Origin of the sequence: Dryocola sp. LX212, assembly GCA_041504365.1 — a bacterium.
GTDB lineage: Bacteria > Pseudomonadota > Gammaproteobacteria > Enterobacterales > Enterobacteriaceae > Dryocola.
Genome location: CP167917.1, coordinates 1,416,063 through 1,433,252 on the forward strand (window position 1 = coordinate 1,416,063; position 17,190 = coordinate 1,433,252).

The 17,190-nt window shown below is 56.9% G+C and carries 17 protein-coding genes and 1 riboswitch; of the genes, 8 read left to right on the plus strand and 9 right to left on the minus strand.

All coding sequences use genetic code 11. The features are described 5' to 3' along the window. Positions 1-6: 6 nt before the first annotated feature. Positions 7-717: an ABC transporter ATP-binding protein gene (locus tag ACA108_06750; GenBank protein ID XEX97204.1), complete on the minus strand. Its 711-nt coding sequence runs from the start codon at positions 715-717 to the stop codon at positions 7-9. An 874-nt stretch (positions 718-1,591) separates the two neighbouring features. Between ACA108_06750 and uvrB the strand changes: the two genes are divergently transcribed. Beyond that, on the plus strand, positions 1,592-3,607 hold the full coding sequence (uvrB, locus tag ACA108_06755; protein XEX97205.1) for an excinuclease ABC subunit UvrB: 2,016 nt from the start codon (positions 1,592-1,594) through the stop codon (positions 3,605-3,607). Between the two features lie 76 nt (positions 3,608-3,683). Here uvrB and yvcK read toward each other — a convergent pair whose 3' ends face one another. Beyond that, complete coding sequence (gene yvcK, locus ACA108_06760) at positions 3,684-4,592, minus strand: uridine diphosphate-N-acetylglucosamine-binding protein YvcK (protein ID XEX97206.1); 909 nt, start codon at positions 4,590-4,592, stop codon at positions 3,684-3,686. 202 nt (positions 4,593-4,794) lie between these two features. Beyond that, positions 4,795-4,929: riboswitch (molybdenum cofactor riboswitch) on the plus strand. Here yvcK and moaA point away from each other — a divergent pair. The 6 genes from moaA to ACA108_06790 all read left to right on the plus strand — a co-directional run bounded on the left by moaA (position 4,917) and on the right by ACA108_06790 (position 8,427). Continuing rightward, a complete protein-coding gene (gene moaA / locus ACA108_06765; protein ID XEX97207.1) occupies positions 4,917-5,906 on the plus strand; it encodes a GTP 3',8-cyclase MoaA in 990 nt (329 codons plus the stop codon). It overlaps the preceding riboswitch by 13 nt. Before the next feature lie 24 nt (positions 5,907-5,930). Continuing rightward, complete coding sequence (moaB, locus tag ACA108_06770) at positions 5,931-6,443, plus strand: molybdenum cofactor biosynthesis protein B (GenBank protein XEX97208.1); 513 nt, start codon at positions 5,931-5,933, stop codon at positions 6,441-6,443. Between the two features lie 3 nt (positions 6,444-6,446). Continuing rightward, positions 6,447-6,932: a cyclic pyranopterin monophosphate synthase MoaC gene (gene moaC / locus ACA108_06775; protein ID XEX97209.1), complete on the plus strand. Its 486-nt coding sequence runs from the start codon at positions 6,447-6,449 to the stop codon at positions 6,930-6,932. Continuing rightward, complete coding sequence (moaD, locus tag ACA108_06780; protein XEX97210.1) at positions 6,925-7,170, plus strand: molybdopterin synthase sulfur carrier subunit; 246 nt, start codon at positions 6,925-6,927, stop codon at positions 7,168-7,170. The genes moaC and moaD overlap by 8 nt, the downstream gene beginning before the upstream one ends. A gap of 1 nt (position 7,171) precedes the next feature. Beyond that, on the plus strand, positions 7,172-7,627 hold the full coding sequence (gene moaE, locus ACA108_06785) for a molybdopterin synthase catalytic subunit MoaE (GenBank protein ID XEX97211.1): 456 nt from the start codon (positions 7,172-7,174) through the stop codon (positions 7,625-7,627). 89 nt (positions 7,628-7,716) lie between these two features. Then, complete coding sequence (locus tag ACA108_06790; GenBank protein ID XEX97212.1) at positions 7,717-8,427, plus strand: Bax inhibitor-1 family protein; 711 nt, start codon at positions 7,717-7,719, stop codon at positions 8,425-8,427. A gap of 59 nt (positions 8,428-8,486) precedes the next feature. On the opposite strand, the gene ACA108_06795 is transcribed toward ACA108_06790, so the two are convergent. The 3 genes from ACA108_06795 to ACA108_06805 are packed head-to-tail and all read right to left on the minus strand — an operon-like array spanning position 8,487 to position 11,457. Next, entirely contained in the window at positions 8,487-9,455 is a 969-nt protein-coding gene (locus ACA108_06795) for a lysylphosphatidylglycerol synthase domain-containing protein (GenBank protein ID XEX97213.1), read from the minus strand. Then, on the minus strand, positions 9,455-10,699 hold the full coding sequence (gene clsB, locus ACA108_06800) for a cardiolipin synthase ClsB (GenBank protein ID XEX97214.1): 1,245 nt from the start codon (positions 10,697-10,699) through the stop codon (positions 9,455-9,457). The genes ACA108_06795 and clsB overlap by 1 nt, the downstream gene beginning before the upstream one ends. Then, positions 10,696-11,457 (minus strand): endonuclease/exonuclease/phosphatase family protein, encoded by a 762-nt coding sequence (locus ACA108_06805; protein XEX97215.1) that lies wholly within the window; start codon positions 11,455-11,457, stop codon positions 10,696-10,698. Before ACA108_06805 ends, clsB begins: the two co-directional genes overlap by 4 nt. 134 nt (positions 11,458-11,591) lie before the next feature. Here ACA108_06805 and ACA108_06810 point away from each other — a divergent pair, with 134 nt between their 5' ends. Further along, positions 11,592-11,999: a YbhQ family protein gene (locus tag ACA108_06810; GenBank protein XEX97216.1), complete on the plus strand. Its 408-nt coding sequence runs from the start codon at positions 11,592-11,594 to the stop codon at positions 11,997-11,999. Here ACA108_06810 and ACA108_06815 read toward each other — a convergent pair. From ACA108_06815 to hlyD, 4 genes are read right to left on the minus strand one after another with little or no spacing between them, the layout of a single operon-like run. Then, positions 11,961-13,067 carry an ABC transporter permease gene (locus ACA108_06815; GenBank protein XEX97217.1) on the minus strand — a complete coding sequence of 369 codons (1,107 nt, stop codon included), beginning with the start codon at positions 13,065-13,067 and terminating at the stop codon, positions 11,961-11,963. The two genes, ACA108_06810 and ACA108_06815, sit on opposite strands and share 39 nt — an antisense overlap. Positions 13,068-13,076: 9 nt before the next feature. Continuing rightward, a complete protein-coding gene (locus ACA108_06820; protein ID XEX97218.1) occupies positions 13,077-14,216 on the minus strand; it encodes an ABC transporter permease in 1,140 nt (379 codons plus the stop codon). Beyond that, positions 14,203-15,933: an ATP-binding cassette domain-containing protein gene (locus tag ACA108_06825; GenBank protein XEX98037.1), complete on the minus strand. Its 1,731-nt coding sequence runs from the start codon at positions 15,931-15,933 to the stop codon at positions 14,203-14,205. The genes ACA108_06820 and ACA108_06825 overlap by 14 nt, the downstream gene beginning before the upstream one ends. A 4-nt stretch (positions 15,934-15,937) precedes the next feature. Next, positions 15,938-16,945: a secretion protein HlyD gene (gene hlyD, locus ACA108_06830; GenBank protein XEX97219.1), complete on the minus strand. Its 1,008-nt coding sequence runs from the start codon at positions 16,943-16,945 to the stop codon at positions 15,938-15,940. Positions 16,946-17,190 lie beyond the last annotated feature (245 nt).

A 17,190-nucleotide genomic window follows, 5' to 3' on the forward strand; every position in this document is an offset into this window, starting at 1 on the left:
CCGGGGCTACGGCACCATCCAGCTGGCGACAAGCTTATCGTCAAGCAGCTCAACTTTGCCCTGCGCCACGTTGCGGCCACGGTGCAGCAGGCAAAACCGGTCGGCGACGCGGCGGATGAACGATAACCGCTGCTCGACAAGCAGTATCGTCAAGCCAAAGTCACGGTTCAGGCGGCGGATAATACCGCCCAGCTCCTGGATGAAACGCTGTCCGCTTCCCAGCGTCGGTTCATCCATAATCAGCAGCTTTGGTTCCGTAACCAGCGCTCTTGCCAGGGCGAGGCGCTGCTGCAGATCGTTTTGCAGCTCCCCCCCTCTGATGTGGCGCAGGGAATACAGCTCGGGAAAGAGCTGGTAAACCATATCGGGGATGGCGCGGGCGTGCTCGTTGCCCGCCAGCAGGGCAATTTGCAGGTTCTCCTCAACGCTCAGCTGCGAAAAAATTCGCCGTTCCTGTGCCACATAGCTCATCCCCAGCGCGGCACGGTCCTCAACGGGCCTGGTCAGCAGATTCTGGGGCGGCTGGCCCGCCTCATTCCAGAAAATGCTGCCGCTTTCGACCGGCAGGTAGCCGGTAATGCAATTTACCAGCGTGGTCTTACCCATGCCCGGCGCACCCAGCACGCAGGTGCATTCTCCTTTGCTCAGTTCCAGGTCAAAATTCCACAGAATGTGGTTCTCGCCATAGAATTGGTTAACGGCGCGTAAACTCAACATGCGTCAGCTCCTCAACACAGGGTTAAACTTCATTAAGCCGCTTAGCGCTTCTGACCTGCTCTGAACTCATCAAACCCTGGCTTCCAGCATCTCCCCCGAAGGAGGGGTTAGGTTCAGTCGCTAAGCTGTGCAATTCCCTTGCCATCTTCTGCAGGTAAGCCAGGAACGGAGCAAGTTTGAGAAAAGCCTCATAAATTCGGGTGAGCGTGCGTGCGCAGACTAACACCTGGCCGTTTCGCTGCACTTTAGCAGTGCTGATGGGTCATCGATTTTGGTGCAGAAGAACAATGCGAAACGGCGGTGATATATCCCGAATTTGTGAGCGATCTCATACCGTGCCAACGGTCAAAAACCTGGCGTTAAACGGTAAAAAAAATCGGGAAAATTTTTTTTAAGTCAGAAAACACAGTTTGTGAGGTTTTTTGCGAGCGGCTACCCAAAAGGCCTGGATGCAGTTATCCACTATTCCTGTGGATAACCTTGTGCATTAGAGTTAGAAAACTAACGGTGAACGAGAGCGGGCGCGGCCTGCGCGCAAATTGGCGCGAAACCGGTCTTTTACATTTAATCCTTTTAAATCAATCTGTTAGATAAAAGCAATCCATGTAAGAAAAGTGTCAAATATCCCGCCCCCGCCGTCATGACGCAGCTTGACAAATGTTAAATACCAAAAAAATCTGGGGATAAACGTCTGCTGACAGTGATAAATTCCGCCATTGTAGAAATTGCGCGCAAACTGCGCCGTTATTTGCGCCGCTAATCGACTTATGTCGATGCGTAACTGGTTTTTCATCCAGTATTTTTTACTGGCAAAATTTTCCGGGGCGAGTAAAATTATCCTCCGGCCCGCGAGTTCTTCACCAGGTAGCCCCGCATGAGTAAAGCGTTCAAATTAAATTCCGCATTCAAACCTTCAGGCGATCAGCCTGAGGCCATTCGTCGTCTGGAAGAGGGGCTGGAAGATGGCCTTGCCCACCAGACGCTGCTGGGGGTAACCGGCTCAGGGAAAACCTTCACCGTGGCAAACGTGATTGCGGATTTGCAACGCCCCACCATGGTGCTGGCACCTAACAAAACCCTCGCGGCACAGCTTTATGGCGAGATGAAAGAGTTCTTCCCGGACAATGCGGTCGAGTTTTTCGTCTCCTACTATGACTACTATCAGCCGGAAGCCTACGTCCCCAGCTCCGACACCTTCATTGAAAAAGACTCCTCCGTTAACGAACACATCGAGCAGATGCGCCTGTCGGCGACCAAAGCGCTGCTGGAACGCCGCGATGTTATCGTGGTGGCGTCTGTTTCGGCGATCTACGGTCTGGGCGATCCGGATCTCTATCTGAAGATGATGCTGCACCTCACCAAAGGAATGATCATCGATCAGCGTTCGATTCTGCGCCGTCTCACGGAGCTGCAGTATGCCCGCAACGACCAGGCATTCCAGCGCGGCACTTTCCGCGTGCGCGGTGAGGTAATCGATATCTTCCCGGCGGAATCTGACGATCTGGCACTGCGCGTGGAACTGTTCGATGAAGAGGTCGAACGCCTTTCGCTGTTTGACCCACTTACGGGCCAGGTCGATCAGGCTATTCAGCGTTTCACGGTCTACCCGAAAACCCACTACGTCACGCCGCGTGAACGCATTCTGCAGGCCATGGAAGAGATCAAGGTCGAGCTGGCGGACAGGCGTAAGGTGCTGCTGGCCAACAATAAACTACTGGAAGAGCAGCGTTTAACCCAGCGTACGCAGTTTGACTTAGAGATGATGAACGAGCTGGGCTACTGCTCGGGCGTGGAAAACTACTCGCGCTTCCTCTCCGGGCGTGGGCCAGGGGAAGCGCCGCCAACGCTGTTTGACTATCTGCCAGCCGACGGTCTGCTGGTAGTAGACGAATCGCACGTTACCATCCCGCAGATTGGCGGTATGTATCGCGGCGACCGGGCGCGTAAAGAGACGCTTGTGGAGTACGGCTTCCGCCTGCCGTCGGCGTTGGATAACCGTCCGCTCAAGTTTGAAGAGTTTGAGGCGCTGGCGCCGCAGACGATCTACGTGTCCGCAACGCCCGGCAACTACGAGCTGGAGAAATCCGGCGATGAAATCGTCGATCAGGTTGTTCGCCCAACCGGGCTGCTGGATCCGATCATTGAAGTGCGTCCGGTGGCGACTCAGGTGGACGATCTGCTCTCGGAGATCCGTAAACGCGTTGAAATTAACGAGCGCGTGCTGGTGACCACGCTCACCAAACGCATGGCGGAAGACCTCACCGAGTATCTGGAAGAGCACGGCGAGAAGGTGCGCTATCTGCACTCAGATATCGACACGGTAGAGCGCATGGAAATTATCCGCGATTTGCGCCTTGGGGAGTTCGACGTGCTCGTCGGCATCAACCTGCTGCGTGAGGGGCTGGATATGCCAGAAGTTTCGCTGGTGGCGATTCTGGACGCGGATAAAGAGGGCTTCCTGCGTTCGGAGCGATCGCTAATCCAGACCATCGGTCGTGCGGCGCGTAACGTTAACGGTAAAGCCATTCTCTACGGTGATAAAATTACCCCGTCCATGGCGAAGGCGATTGGCGAAACGGAACGTCGTCGCGAGAAGCAGCAGCGCTATAACGAAGAAAATGGCATCACGCCGCAGGGCCTGAACAAGAAGGTGGTGGATATCCTGCAGCTTGGCGAAGGGATGGCGAAAACCAAAGGCCGCATGAAGAGCAAAGCGCGCAGCGTGATTGAAGACGATGAAATCATCCTCACGCCGAAAGCGCTGCAGCAGAAAATCCATCAGCTGGAAGCGAAAATGCTGGAGCATGCCCAGAACCTGGAGTTTGAAGAGGCGGCACAGCTTCGCGATCAGCTGCACCAGCTGCGGGATCTGTTCATCGCTGCATCCTGAGACGGTGTGGGTGGCGCTACGCTTACCCGGCCACGACTATAAAAGCCTGGGAGGATAAGCGCCAGCGTCCCAAAAATTATCCCAGCTGCTGAATCGCCTTCTCCAGCGCCTGGCGCAGCAGCAGCCGATCATGACGATAGGGGATATCGCTGGCCTCCAGCGGCTCCTGAATGACAACGCGGTCCTGCACGTCTGACACATCCACGTGCGGGCCAACAACCACAGCGTCAATAATCCGTTTGCCGATCCGCTGCTCCATAATCTCCAGCTTCTCTTTCAGGCCCAGGCTGGCCGCCGCCACGCTCAGCTCGCGCCCGAGGTTACCGATATATACCACCGGGGCAGGCGTCCGGCGCAGCGCCTGGTCCATATCCTCCAGCAGCAGCAGCGGCATCAGGCTGGTGTAAAAACTCCCTGGGCCAATCAGAATCAGATCCGCTTCGGCAATGGCTTCCACAGCTTCGCGCGTCGCATGGGCTGTTGGATAAAGCATCAGCTCCTGAGGGGGAGAAGCCAGGTTGTCGATATTCACCTCACCATAGACAAAATGCCCGTCCGCGTCGGTGGCCATCAAATCAACCGGCTGTTCGGACATCGGAATCAACAATGCATCCACTTTAAGCAGGTTGCGAATGAGATTGATGGCTTCTAGAGGCCTCACGCTCAGGTGATCCAGCGCCTTTAACATCAGATTTCCGAGGTTATGGCCCGAAAGCTCGCCGTTACCGCCAAAACGATATTCAAACATCGCCGATGCGACGCTGGGCTCGGTAATTAACTGATTTAAACAGTTACGCATATCGCCCCAGGCAATTCCCCCTTCGGAGCGTCGGATGCGCCCCGTGGAGCCGCCGTTATCGGTGGTGGTGACGATACCCGTCAGGCGCGAACCCATGGAAGATAGGGAGGACATTACCCGGCCAAGGCCGTGTCCCCCGCCGAGTGCAACCACCCGATCAAGATCCGCAAATGTGCGACTGCGCATAGCTATTCCTTATGTCTAACTCTCCGGCTTAAGGTAGCGTAAAAGCGTTAAAAAGACGATGCAGGCCCAGAGGTTAATGATGTATATCAAGGTAAAAGTTAGCTTTTCACGTACTCTGTGGCTAAATTAAACGATTAGTTCGTTATGCATTAATTTATATAACGAAAGCTGCTATGGCGAACCTGTCACCGACGCGCTACTATCGTTAAACACACACTAAGCCTCTGGACCTAACTCGCAAGATACGGTGCTTTGGCCGTGGCCCTCCCGGTCACCAGGGTGCAGAAAGAAATGCCTGCATCTCCCGTATTTGGAAAGGTGTTTATGTCCCCACAACTGACTGATGCGTTTGCGCGCAAGTTCTTCTATCTGCGTCTGTCCATTACGGACGTCTGCAACTTCCGTTGCAACTACTGCCTGCCCGACGGCTACAAGCCGCACGGCGTGGCGAACAAAAGCTTCCTGAATGTCGATGAGATTCGCCGCGTTACCCGCGCCTTTGCCGCGCTGGGGACGGAAAAAGTGCGTCTGACCGGGGGCGAACCCTCTTTACGTCGAGATTTCCCCGAAATTATTGCTGCGGTGCGTGAAAACGCGGCTATTCGTCAGCTGGCGGTAACCACCAATGGCTATCGCCTGGCTCGTGACGTGCAGCAGTGGCGCGACGCGGGGTTAACAGCCGTGAACGTCAGCGTCGACAGCCTCGACGCCCGCCAGTTTCACGCCATCACCGGGCAGGACAAATTCCGCCAGGTGATGGATGGCATCGACGCCACTTTTGCCGCCGGATTCAAAAAGGTCAAAGTGAACACGGTGCTGATGCGCGGCGTGAACAGCCATGATCTGGACACCTTCCTTGCGTGGATCAAACCGCGTCCCATCCAGCTGCGTTTTATCGAGCTGATGGAGACGGGCGACGGCGGCGAGCTGTTCCGTAAATATCATATCTCCGGCACCACTATTCGCGACCAGCTGCTGCAGCGTGGCTGGGTACGCCAGCTCAGCGGGCGCAGCGACGGCCCGGCGCAGGTCTTCTGCCATCCAGACTATGAAGGCGAAATTGGCCTGATCATGCCCTATGAAAAAGACTTCTGTGCCACCTGCAACCGTCTGCGCGTCTCTTCCGTCGGCAACCTGCACCTCTGCCTGTTCGGCGAGGGGGGCATCTCCTTGCGTGACCTGTTAGCGGACGATGCGCAGGGCGAGGCGCTCGAAGCGCGTATCTCGTCGGCGCTGGTTCAGAAAAAGCAAACCCATTTCCTGCATGACGGTCATACCGGCATCACACAAAACCTGTCCTATATTGGTGGATAGCGTCAAAAATTAAGGAGAATAAGTATGAGTCAGGTAAGCGAAGCGTTTATCCCGGCGCGTATTGCCATTTTGACGGTCTCCGGCCGCCGTACCGAAGAGGATGACACCTCAGGGCATTATCTGCGTGAGTCCGCGACCGAAGCGGGGCACGAGGTGGTCGACAAAGCCATTGTGAAAGAGAACCGTTATGCGATCCGCGCTCAGGTATCCCAGTGGATAGCCAGTGAAAACGTGCAGGTTGTACTGATCACCGGCGGTACAGGATTTACCGATGGCGACCAGGTGCCTGAAGCGCTTTTACCGCTTTTTGACCGTGAGATCGAAGGTTTTGGCGAGCTGTTTCGCATGCTTTCCTACGAAGAGATCGGCACCTCCACGTTGCAGTCCCGTGCCGTAGCGGGTATGGCCAACCGTACGCTGATATTCGCCATGCCGGGCTCAACGAAAGCCTGCCGCACCGCTTGGGAAAACATTATTCTTCAGCAGCTGGATGCCACCCAGCGTCCCTGCAACTTCCATCCCCACATCAAGAAATAGATTATGTCGCAACTGACCCATATTAACGCCGCTGGCGAAGCGCACATGGTGGACGTTTCCACTAAAAACGAGACCGTGCGCGAAGCCCGCGCCGAAGCCTTTGTCACCATGCAGGCCGCTACGCTTGCAATGATTGTCGACGGTAGCCACCACAAAGGTGACGTCTTTGCCACCGCCCGTATCGCCGGTATTCAGGCCGCTAAGCGTACGTGGGAGCTGATCCCGCTGTGCCATCCACTGCTGCTGAGCAAAGTGGAAGTTAACCTGGAAGCCGAAACTGAGCACAACCGTGTGCGCATCGAAGCCGTTTGCCGCCTGACGGGAAAAACAGGCGTTGAGATGGAAGCGCTAACCGCAGCCTCCGTAGCCGCGTTAACCATCTACGACATGTGCAAGGCCGTGCAGAAAGATATGGTCATCGGCCCGGTTCGTCTGCTGACCAAAAGCGGCGGCAAATCCGGCGACTTCAAGGCGGCAGATCATGATTAACGTTTTGTTCTTTGCCCAGGTTCGCGAGCTGGTGGACTGCGACAATCTTCAGGTTGAATCAGCTTTTGCCGACGTTGAACAGCTGCGTGATCATCTGGCAGCCAAAAACGACCGCTGGGCGCTGGCGCTGGAATCCGGCAAGCTGCTGGCAGCGGTAAACCAGACGTTGGTGAGCTTTGACCATGCGCTTAAAGACGGCGACGAAGTGGCCTTCTTCCCACCGGTCACCGGAGGCTGAGATGAACGAAAACACCCGTATCCGCGTCGGCCATGAAAATTTCAGCGTTGGCGATGAGTACCAGTGGCTGTCGCAGTGCGACGAAGACGGCGCGGTTGTCACCTTCACAGGCAAAGTGCGCAACCACAATCTGGGCGACAGCGTGAAAGCGTTAACCCTGGAGCACTATCCAGGCATGACGGAAAAAGCGCTGGCAGAAATCGTGGAAGAGGCGCGCGGGCGCTGGCCGCTACAGCGCGTTTCGGTTATCCACCGTATCGGGGAATTATGGCCCGGCGAGGAAATTGTTTTTGTTGGCGTAACCGGCGCGCACCGCAGCTCGGCGTTTGAAGCTGCCCAATTTATGATGGATTACCTGAAAACTCGCGCGCCGTTTTGGAAGCGGGAAGCCACGCCGGAAGGGGATCGTTGGGTAGAAGCCCGGGACACGGACAAGCAGGCGGCGAAACGCTGGTAACATGCACCCACGTGCAGTTGTGTTAATCTTATATAGGGTAGGCTTTTAAGCCTGAAATTAGGTCAACGTAATTCACTTGAGGAAGCATCATGGATCGATTCCCCCGCTCCAATGACACTATTGTTCAGCAAGCGCGAACTGGCTTGCAGGCTTATATGGCGCAGGTCTATGGCTGGATGACCTGCGGGCTGCTGCTTACAGCGTTTGTTGCCTGGTATGCCGCCAACACCCCGGCGGTGATGGAATTCGTCTTCTCCAGCAAAATCACCTTCTTTGGTTTGATTATTGTCCAGCTGGGCCTGGTGTTCGTGCTGTCCGGTATGGTGCATAAGCTGAGCGCCGGTATGGCGACCACGCTGTTCATGCTCTATTCCGCGCTGACGGGCCTGACGCTCTCCAGCATCTTTATCGTCTACACCTATTCGTCCATTGCCAGCACCTTCGTGGTGGCGGGCGGCATGTTTGGCGCCATGAGCCTTTACGGCTATACCACCAAGCGTGACCTGAGCGGCTTCGGCAATATGCTGTTTATGGCGCTGATCGGTATCGTGCTGGCGTCGCTGGTAAACATCTGGCTGAAAAGCACGGCGCTGATGTGGGCGGTGACCTACATCGGTGTGATTGTGTTTGTGGGCCTGACGGCGTACGACACGCAGAAGCTGAAAAACATCGGCGAGCAGATTGACGTGCGCGACACGCAGAATATGCGCAAGTATTCCATTCTTGGCGCGCTGACGCTGTATCTGGACTTCATCAACCTGTTCCTGATGCTGCTGCGTATTTTCGGCAACCGTCGCTGATCGCAGGTTTATCCGCTCTACGGAGCTGTAGGGCGGATAAGCATTAGCGTCATTCACCGCTAGCTATTCTCTCCGAGCTTCCTTTCGTTCTTCGCCCGCAGCTTTTTCGCCCGGCTCTCCAGCCCTAAATAGCAGACAATCGCCAGCAGCAGCGGGGCGATGAAATAGAGCAGGCGGTAGGCCAGCAGCGCGGCGATAATCGTGCCGTGGCTCACGTGTTCACCCGCCAGCAGCGCAATAAATACCGCTTCCAGTACGCCGATACCCGCCGGGATATGCACGATAACGCCCGCGATACTGCTCACCAGCAGCACGCCCAGTACGAAGAAGTAGTTCACCTCCTGACCCAGCAGCAGCCAGATAATCGCCCCCATCACCATCCAGTTGGCGCTGGAGATAACCAGCTGTGCGAGGGCAAATTTGAAGGACGGCAGGACGAGTCGCTGGCCCTTGATTGTCGCGTGACGATGCTTAGCAAATGCGCAGAACCATAGATAGACCGCGATAAACGCCAGCAGGATGACACCCAGAATACGCAGCGTTCCTTCGTCGATATACCAGTGGTCCGGAAGCTGCACCACGCCGACGGTGAAAATGAAGCCTGCCAGCACGATATAGCCAAGCCAGTTAGTTGAAATACTCAGCGAGAATATTCGCGTAATGGTGGCGCTCGGCAGGCCCAGGCGGGAATAGAGCCGGTAGCGCATACCGATGCCGCCCACCCAGGTGCTCAGCGTCAGGTTGAAGGCGTAGCAGATAAACGACACCAGCATGACCTGCCGTTTCGCCAGCTTATGCCCGCAGTAGGCGCGCGCGAGCAGATCGTAACAGCCGTAAATCAGGTAGCTGAGGATCACCAGCCCGACCGCGCTTGCCAGCACCATGCGGTTATAGTTGCGGATGACCTTCCATACTTCCTCCCAGTCCACTTTGGTGGCGTACACCACGAGCAGCACAATCACGGCGATAAAAAACAGCCACGTGAGGATCTTTTTTGCTTTTCGCCATTTTGGGTGCGAGTGAGACATCAGAATTTCACCCCCTGATTATCCGTCTCCACCCGATCCTGTGTCTCGATCTCGGGCTGCACCGGAGGCTTTACTAGTGAAAGACGCGGAGTATGCGCGGGCAGCCACCCAACCATCGCCGGGAAGTGGCGCAGGAAGTGGAACGCCAGCACGCTTTTCCCCAGGTTCCACCAGGTGCGTTTGGGCACCATAGTTTCATCCACCCGTTTGCTGTCGTTGGCGATCAGCCCGTTGAGGTTTTCACGCAGCTCCGCGTTGAACGCTTTATCGTAGATAATCAGATTCGCTTCCAGGTTCAGCGACAGGCTAAGGGGATCAAGATTGCTGGATCCCACTGTTGCCCAGTGATCGTCCATAATGGCCACCTTGCCATGCAGCGGACGACGCGTGTACTCGTAAATTTCAACGTTGGACTTCACCAGATAGTTATAAAGCAGGCGGGCGCCTACTTTCACGATCGGCATATCCGGTTCGCCCTGAACGACCAGCTTCACTTTTACGCCACGGCGTGAGGCATTGCGCATCGCATGAAGCAGACGGTAACCCGGGAAGAAATAGGCGTTGGCAATAATCACTTCCTGCTTCGCGTTGCTGAGCATCTTCAGATAGTAACGTTCGATATCGTCCCGATGCTCGTTGTTATCACGCCAGACAAACAGCGCCTGCGCCTCACCTGGCGTCAGGTTTTCATGGGCGCTGTTATGGCGACGCCCCCACCAGCGGCGAGGATTTTCCTCGCCCGGCAGGTTTGAAATCACATACTGGTAAATATCCTGCACCACAGGGCCTTCCACCTTTACGGCGTAATCCTGTTTGGCTTCCGGCCCGTAATCAATCATATGTTCAGCGGAATAGTTGATCCCGCCGACAAACGCCAGTTCACCGTCCACCACAACGATTTTGCGGTGCATGCGGCGGAACAGATTGGTGCGCATGCCAAAAATCAGCGGGCGGGGATCGTAATAGCGAAACATCACGCCCGCGGTGGTTAACTCGCTGACGAAACTGTCGCTCAGATCGGGCGAGCCGTAGCCGTCCAGCAGCACTTCCACGCTCACGCCGCGACGCGCAGCGTCCAGAATCACCTCATGGAGCTGCTTACCCACGTCGTCTTCAAACCAGATAAACGTTTCCAGGATCACTTTGCTGTTTGCTTGTCGGATGGCCTCGAAGACCGCCGGGAAAAAAGCATCGCCATTCTCCAGCAGCTCAATGCGGTTGCCGTCACGCCAGTTATTTTTCATACATGGATCTCCACGGCGAGGGGGGCATGGTCTGACAGGTGTCGCCACTGACGTAAATTAAGCGCGGCGGGCGCGCTGACAGAGGCATGCCTTACGTAAATACGGTCAAGGCGAAGCAGCGGGAAACCAGCCGGGAAGGTACGCACGGGTCGGCCCCAGGCGCGGGTAAACACCTCGTCCAGGCTGGCTTCTTTTTTCAGCATATGGCTCGCTTTCTGACGCCAGTCGTTAAAGTCTCCGGCCACCACAACCGGTTCGCCTTCTGGCAGCTCATTGACCAGCTTACAGAGCATGGTGAGCTGCGCCTGGCGGTGCTCCTCGCGCAGGCCAAGGTGCACGCAGATAACGTGCACACGCAGGTTGCTGTCCGGCACGGTCATCTGGCAGTGAAGCATGCCGCGCTTCTCGTGGCCCTCAACGGAGATATCCCGGTTATCGTAATGAATGATAGGGAAGCGGGAGAGGATCGCGTTGCCATGGTGGCCTTCGGGATAAACAGCATTCCGCCCGTAGGCAAAATCTTCCCAGACGGTATCCGCCAGAAACTCATAATGGCTGGTCTCCGGCCAGTGTTCAAAGCGCACCGAATGGGCCTCATGCGCCCCCATCACCTCCTGAAGACAGACAATATCCGCAGATACCGTGCGTATCGCATCTCGCAGCTCCGGCAAAATAAAGCGCCGGTTGAAGGTGGTAAAGCCTTTGTGTGTATTTATCGTGAGCACTTTAAAAGAAAAGCGCGGAGTATGATGTGCCATGCCGCTCCCGGTCTTATTCGTTATCCTGATGAAAATAAAGTGTAGTCTTTGTCACAAAAAGAGGGCGGGATGCGGAATTTTCCGTACACTTGCGTACTCTCAAAGACAGGAAAATATACGCCAGGAGTGAATACATGAAGTGGCAACAGCGGATACAGGTGGCAACCGGCCTGACTTGTTGGCAGATTATGCTGCATTTGATGGTTGTATGCGTGGTGCTGATTGGCTGGAAAACCAAAACCCTGATCCCGGTCGGCATCGGCCTGTGCGGCCTGTATCTGGCAACGGTTATCCTGATGTTCACCTTCCAGCGTTTCCATAGCGGCAAGCTGCGCGACATCGGCGATTTTCTGGAAGAGCTGACCACCACCTGGTACTTCGGTACGGCGATGATCGCCCTGTGGCTGCTCTCCCGCGTGGTAGAGAACAAATGGCTATTGCTGGCAGCTGGCCTGGCGATGATAGCCGGACCCGCCATCTACTCGCTGCTCGCCAAAGACAAATCAGGCGATTTTGCGACGAAACATCCAGTACGCCGCTGAACCCGTGGTGGCCGCTATCACCAGCAGCGGCCAGACGCTCCCCCAGACAATATCTAAGCTCGCATCCTTCAAATAAATCTGCTTGGTTATGTCGGTGAAATGCCGGATGGGATTTACCCACGTCAGGTTTTGCAGCCAGACCGGCATGTTCTCCACCGGCGAGACGTAGCCCGAAAGCAGGATCGCGGGCATCATAAACACGAACACGCCGATGAACGCCTGCTGCTGCGTGGCGCACAGCGACGAGATGAGCAGGCCAAACCCCACCAGCGACAGTCCGTAAATCAGCATCGTGAAATAGAACAGCAGCAGCGAGCCGGAAAAGGGTATTTGATAGCCCCAGATCCCCACGCCCAACACGATGGTCGCCTGGGCAATGGCAACAATCTGCGCAGGTACCGCTTTGCCAACGAAGATCTGCCAGGTGGCGAGCGGTGAAACCAGCAGCTGGTCGAGCGTGCCCTGTTCGCGCTCGCGGGCGACAGACAGCGAAGTCACGATCATCACGCCAATCGTGGTGATCATCGCAATCAGCGACGGCACCACGAACCACTTATAGTCCAGATTTGGGTTATACCAGTTGCGCACCACCAGCTCGCTGTTGTTCGGCTTTGGCTGGCCGCTCATCAGCTCCAGCTGGTAGTTTTTGACGATCTGCTGGAGATAGTTGGCCGCAATCTGGGCGCTGTTGGAGTTACGCCCGTCGAGGATAATCTGCAGCTTCGCGGGCTGCTGGCCTGCCAGATTGCGCGAAAAGTCCGCCGGGAAGCGGATCAAAAGCAGCGCCTTCTGGTTATCTATGGTCGGCTGGATATCCTGCGGGCTTTTCAGCAGCAGCACGTGGTTAAACGCTTTGGCGCGGGCAAAACGCTGGGTCAGCTCTACGGAGTGGCTGCCGTTATCCTCGTTGTAAATCGCAATCGTCGCGTTCGTGACTTCAAGCGTGGCGGCGAACGGGAACAACACCACCTGCAGCACTACCGGCAGGATCAGAATGGCGCGAGTCTGCGGCTCGCGCAGCAGCGACTGCAGCTCTTTACGAATCAATGTCCATAACCGATGAAACATGGCTTTTCCTTAATCCAGGCGGCGCTTCGTTTTCAGCGCCGTCAGGCCAATAAACATCACCGCCGAAGCGATCAAAAACAGCACGTTCACCACCAGCACGGTAGCAATGTTGCCCGCCAGAAACAGGCTTTGCAGCGTGCTGACGAAATAGCGCGCGGGGATAACGTAGGTCACGGCGCGGATAATCGCGGGCATGCTGTCTATCTGGAAAATAAATCCGGACAGCATGATCGACGGCAAAAACGCGGCGTTCAGCGCCACCTGTGCGGCGTTAAACTGGTTGCGCGTAATGGTGGAGATAAGCAAACCCATGCCCAGCGTGCTGAGCAGAAACAGGCTGGTGATAAGAAAAAGTAGCAGTAGCGATCCGTGATACGGTACGCCGAGGATAAATACGGACACCAGCATACACAGCAGCATCGCCAGCATACCCAGCACGTAGTAGGGCAGCAGCTTGCACAGCAGAAGTTCGGTGCGCGTCACCTGCGTTGAAAGCAGCGCCTCCATGGTGCCTCGCTCCCATTCGCGGGCCACAACTAGCGACGTCAGGATCGCGCCAATCACCGTCATGATGATGGTTATCGCGCCTGGAATAATAAAGTGCTGGCTGATGGCGGCGGGGTTAAACCAGTAGCGCAGCTGGACGTCGATCAGCGGCTGGAACGCTTCGCCCCTGTCTTCCGCCCGCTGCTGCTGCCAGATCTGCCAGATCCCCTCCATGTAGCCCTGCACAAAGTTGGCGGTGTTCGGCTCGCTGCCATCGGTGATCACCTGGATCGGCGCCGTCGCCCCGGCCCGGGCCATGTTCTGAGCGAAGTCGGTGGGGATGACCACCAGGCCGCGGATCTTGCCGGCCTGCATCAGCTGGATCAGCTGCTGGCGGTTATCGCTGATGGTGGGCTGAATGTAAGGCGAGGCGCTGATGGTATGGGTGAAGTCCAGCGCCTCCTCGCTCTGCTGCTCAATCAGCACGCCGACGTGCAGGCGGCTGGAATCGAGGTTTATCCCGTAGCCAAAGATAAACAGCAGCAGCAGGGGGATGACCACCGCAATCAGCCAGCTGCTCGGGTCGCGCACAATCTGACGGGTTTCCTTCACGCACAGGGCGCGGACGCGCCGCCACGAGACAAACTGGCTATGCTCGCTCATCGTCATGCTCCTCATCCCAGCGGTGGATAAGCGTAATAAATGCCTGCTCCATGGTTGGATCGGCCTGCTCGTCGTTCGCGGCCTGCTGCTTGAGATCGTCCGGCGTACCGCTGGCGATAAGCTTGCCGCGGTACACCAGCCCGATGCGGTCGCAGTATTCCGCCTCGTCCATAAAGTGCGTGGTGACCATCACCGTGACGCCTTTTTCCACCATGCTGTTGATGTGCAGCCAGAATTCGCGGCGGGTGAGGGGGTCAACGCCCGAGGTTGGCTCGTCCAGAAACAGAATGTCCGGCTCGTGCATCAGCGAGCAGGCCAGCGCCAGGCGCTGCTTGAAGCCGAGCGGCAGGGCGTCCGTCTGGCTGTTAAAAATCGGCTGGAGGTTAAACGCCTCGCTCATGCGCCCGATCTTTTCCTCCTGCGCCTTACCGCGCAGACCGTAAACGCCCGAGAAAAAGCGCAGGTTTTGCGCCACCGTCAGGTTGCCGTACAGGGAAAATTTCTGCGCCATATAGCCCAGGTGCTGGCGCGCCTTGCCGGAGCTGGTTTTCAGATCCATATTCAGCACCAGCGCCTTGCCCGACGTCGGCACCAGCAGCCCGCACATCATTTTAAACGTGGTGGACTTGCCCGCGCCGTTTGGCCCGAGCAGGCCGAAAATTTCACCGCGCTGCACGGTAAAGTCAACATGGTCGGTAGCCGCGAAATCACCGAACTTTTTGGTCAGCTGTTTTGCTTCTATGACCGTTTCGTCGTGGCTGCCTTCCACGGTATGCAGGATTTCACCGAGCGGCGACTCCTGTTCGCCCGCGCCGCCCAGCAGATCGATAAACGCATCTTCAAAGCGCGGTTCCGTCTGGGCAATATGCTCTGGGGGCAGATTGAGCGCCCTGGCTAGTTCGTCCACGGTTGCGTCTTTAGCGAGGATAAGCCGCACCGAGCGGCCCTGAATCACGCCATCGCTCACCTGCGGTAGCTTGAGCGCCCGCTGCAGAAGCCTGCGGTTGTTTTCTGCGCCGTGGCTGACCAACAGTGACCGTCCGGCCATTTTCTGCGTCAACGCTTTCGGCGCGCCGTGATACAGCAGCTCACCCTCGTTCATCAGCAGCACATCCCGGCACTGCTCGGCTTCGTCGAGATAGGACGTGCTCCACAGGATCAGCATGCCTTCGCCAGCCAGCTCGTGCACCATCTGCCACAGCTCACGGCGGGAGATGGGGTCAACGCCCACGCCCGGCTCATCGAGCAGCAGCACTTTTGGCTGACCGACCAGCGTACAGGCCAGGCCAAGCTTCTGCTTCATGCCGCCGGAAAGCTTACCGGCCAGGCGTGCGGTAAACGGCCCGAGGGAGGTAAATTCCAGCAGCCTTTTGAAGGTTGCTTCGCGATTTTCTCCCGTCACGCCGCGCAGGTCGGCATAGAGGTTTAAGTTTTCCATTACCGTCAGATCTTCATACAGCCCAAACTTCTGCGGCATATAGCCCAGCACGGCGTGCAGAGCGCGATCGTCTTTAATGGGATCGAGACCGATAACCTGAGCGCTGCCCTCAGTGGGCTTCAGCAGCCCGGCTAGCATGCGCATCAGCGTGGTTTTCCCCGCGCCGTCCGGGCCAACCAGCCCGGTGACCTCCCCGGCGTGAATGTCGCAGTCCAGACTCGCGACGGCGGGCTTATCCATACCGGGAAAGCTTTTCATCAGCTGCTGAAGGCGGACCATCCCGTCATTGCTGCTCATGCTGCTGCCCGCCTTCGAAGCTCACGGTCACCGGCATGCCCTGGCGCAGCGAATCGTCGGCATCCGTGACGATGATGCGCAGGCGGTAGACCAGATCGGTGCGCAGGTCGGGCGTTTCGACGGTTTTCGGGGTGAACTCAGCGGTAGGGGAGACGAAGCCGATTTTGCCCCGGTAAGGCTTATCGGGCTGCCCATCGCTATAAATCTGCACGTCGGTGCCGGGCTTCGCCTGATTCAGGCTGGCTTCGTTGACGTAGGCGCGAACCCAGACGGGGCGAGTGAGGGAAAGAGTGAGTACCGTACTGCCTGCGTTCAGCATGCTGCCCGGCTCCACGGCGCGGGTGAGCAGGGTGCCGTTGGAAGGGGCGATGAGGGTGGTGTCCTGCAAATCAAGCTGGGCCTGGGCAAGCTGCGCCTTGGCCTGCTGCAGGCTGGCCTGCGCCTGGGCAATTTCCTGCGGTCGATTACCGGTGCGGTACTGGCTGAGCTTATCTTTTGCGGCCTTGAGGGTGGCTTTTGCCTGCTCGCTCGAAGAACGGGCGTTTTCGAGATCGTTTGCGGAAATAACCCGGGTGGCCCACAGCCCCTGCTGGCGCTGATAGAAGTTCTGGGCGTAGTCAAAGGCGGCCTGCGCCTGGTTAACCTGGGCGGCGGCCTGGGCTATCTCTTCATCGCGGTAGCCCGCGATCACCAGATCGTACTTCGCCTGGGCAGCTGCTACATTGGCCTGTGCTTGCAGCAGCGCGTTGTCATACGGGCCCTGATCCAGCACGCCCAGCGGCTCGCCGGCCTTAATAGTGTCGCCCTCATCGACGTTGAGCGCCGCCAGACGTCCGCCGACGCGGAAGCTCATATTGACGGTGCGGATATCAACGTTACCGTACAGCGTCAGCGGTCTGTCCTGCTGGCTTCGGTACCACATCCAGCCACTCACGCAGGCGGCCAGCAGCGCAATAATTACAATCACAACAACGGCGGGCTTTTTACCTTTCATCCTTGCTCATCCTCATGACGGGTCAGCGGGTAATATTTATTCCGTGAATAGAACAGTATACGCTTAACCTTCACTCATGCATGGGCATGACGCAGAGGATAAGCCTGAGCGAGCGCCCCGCGGGCGGGGATTGACTCACTGGCCGGGCATATTTAAGAGAATTTGTGCGGAGTATCACAAAAGCTGCTACACTGCGCCCCTTACGGCACCGTGGTTTGTGCCCCTCTACTCGCCAGGAGACTGGC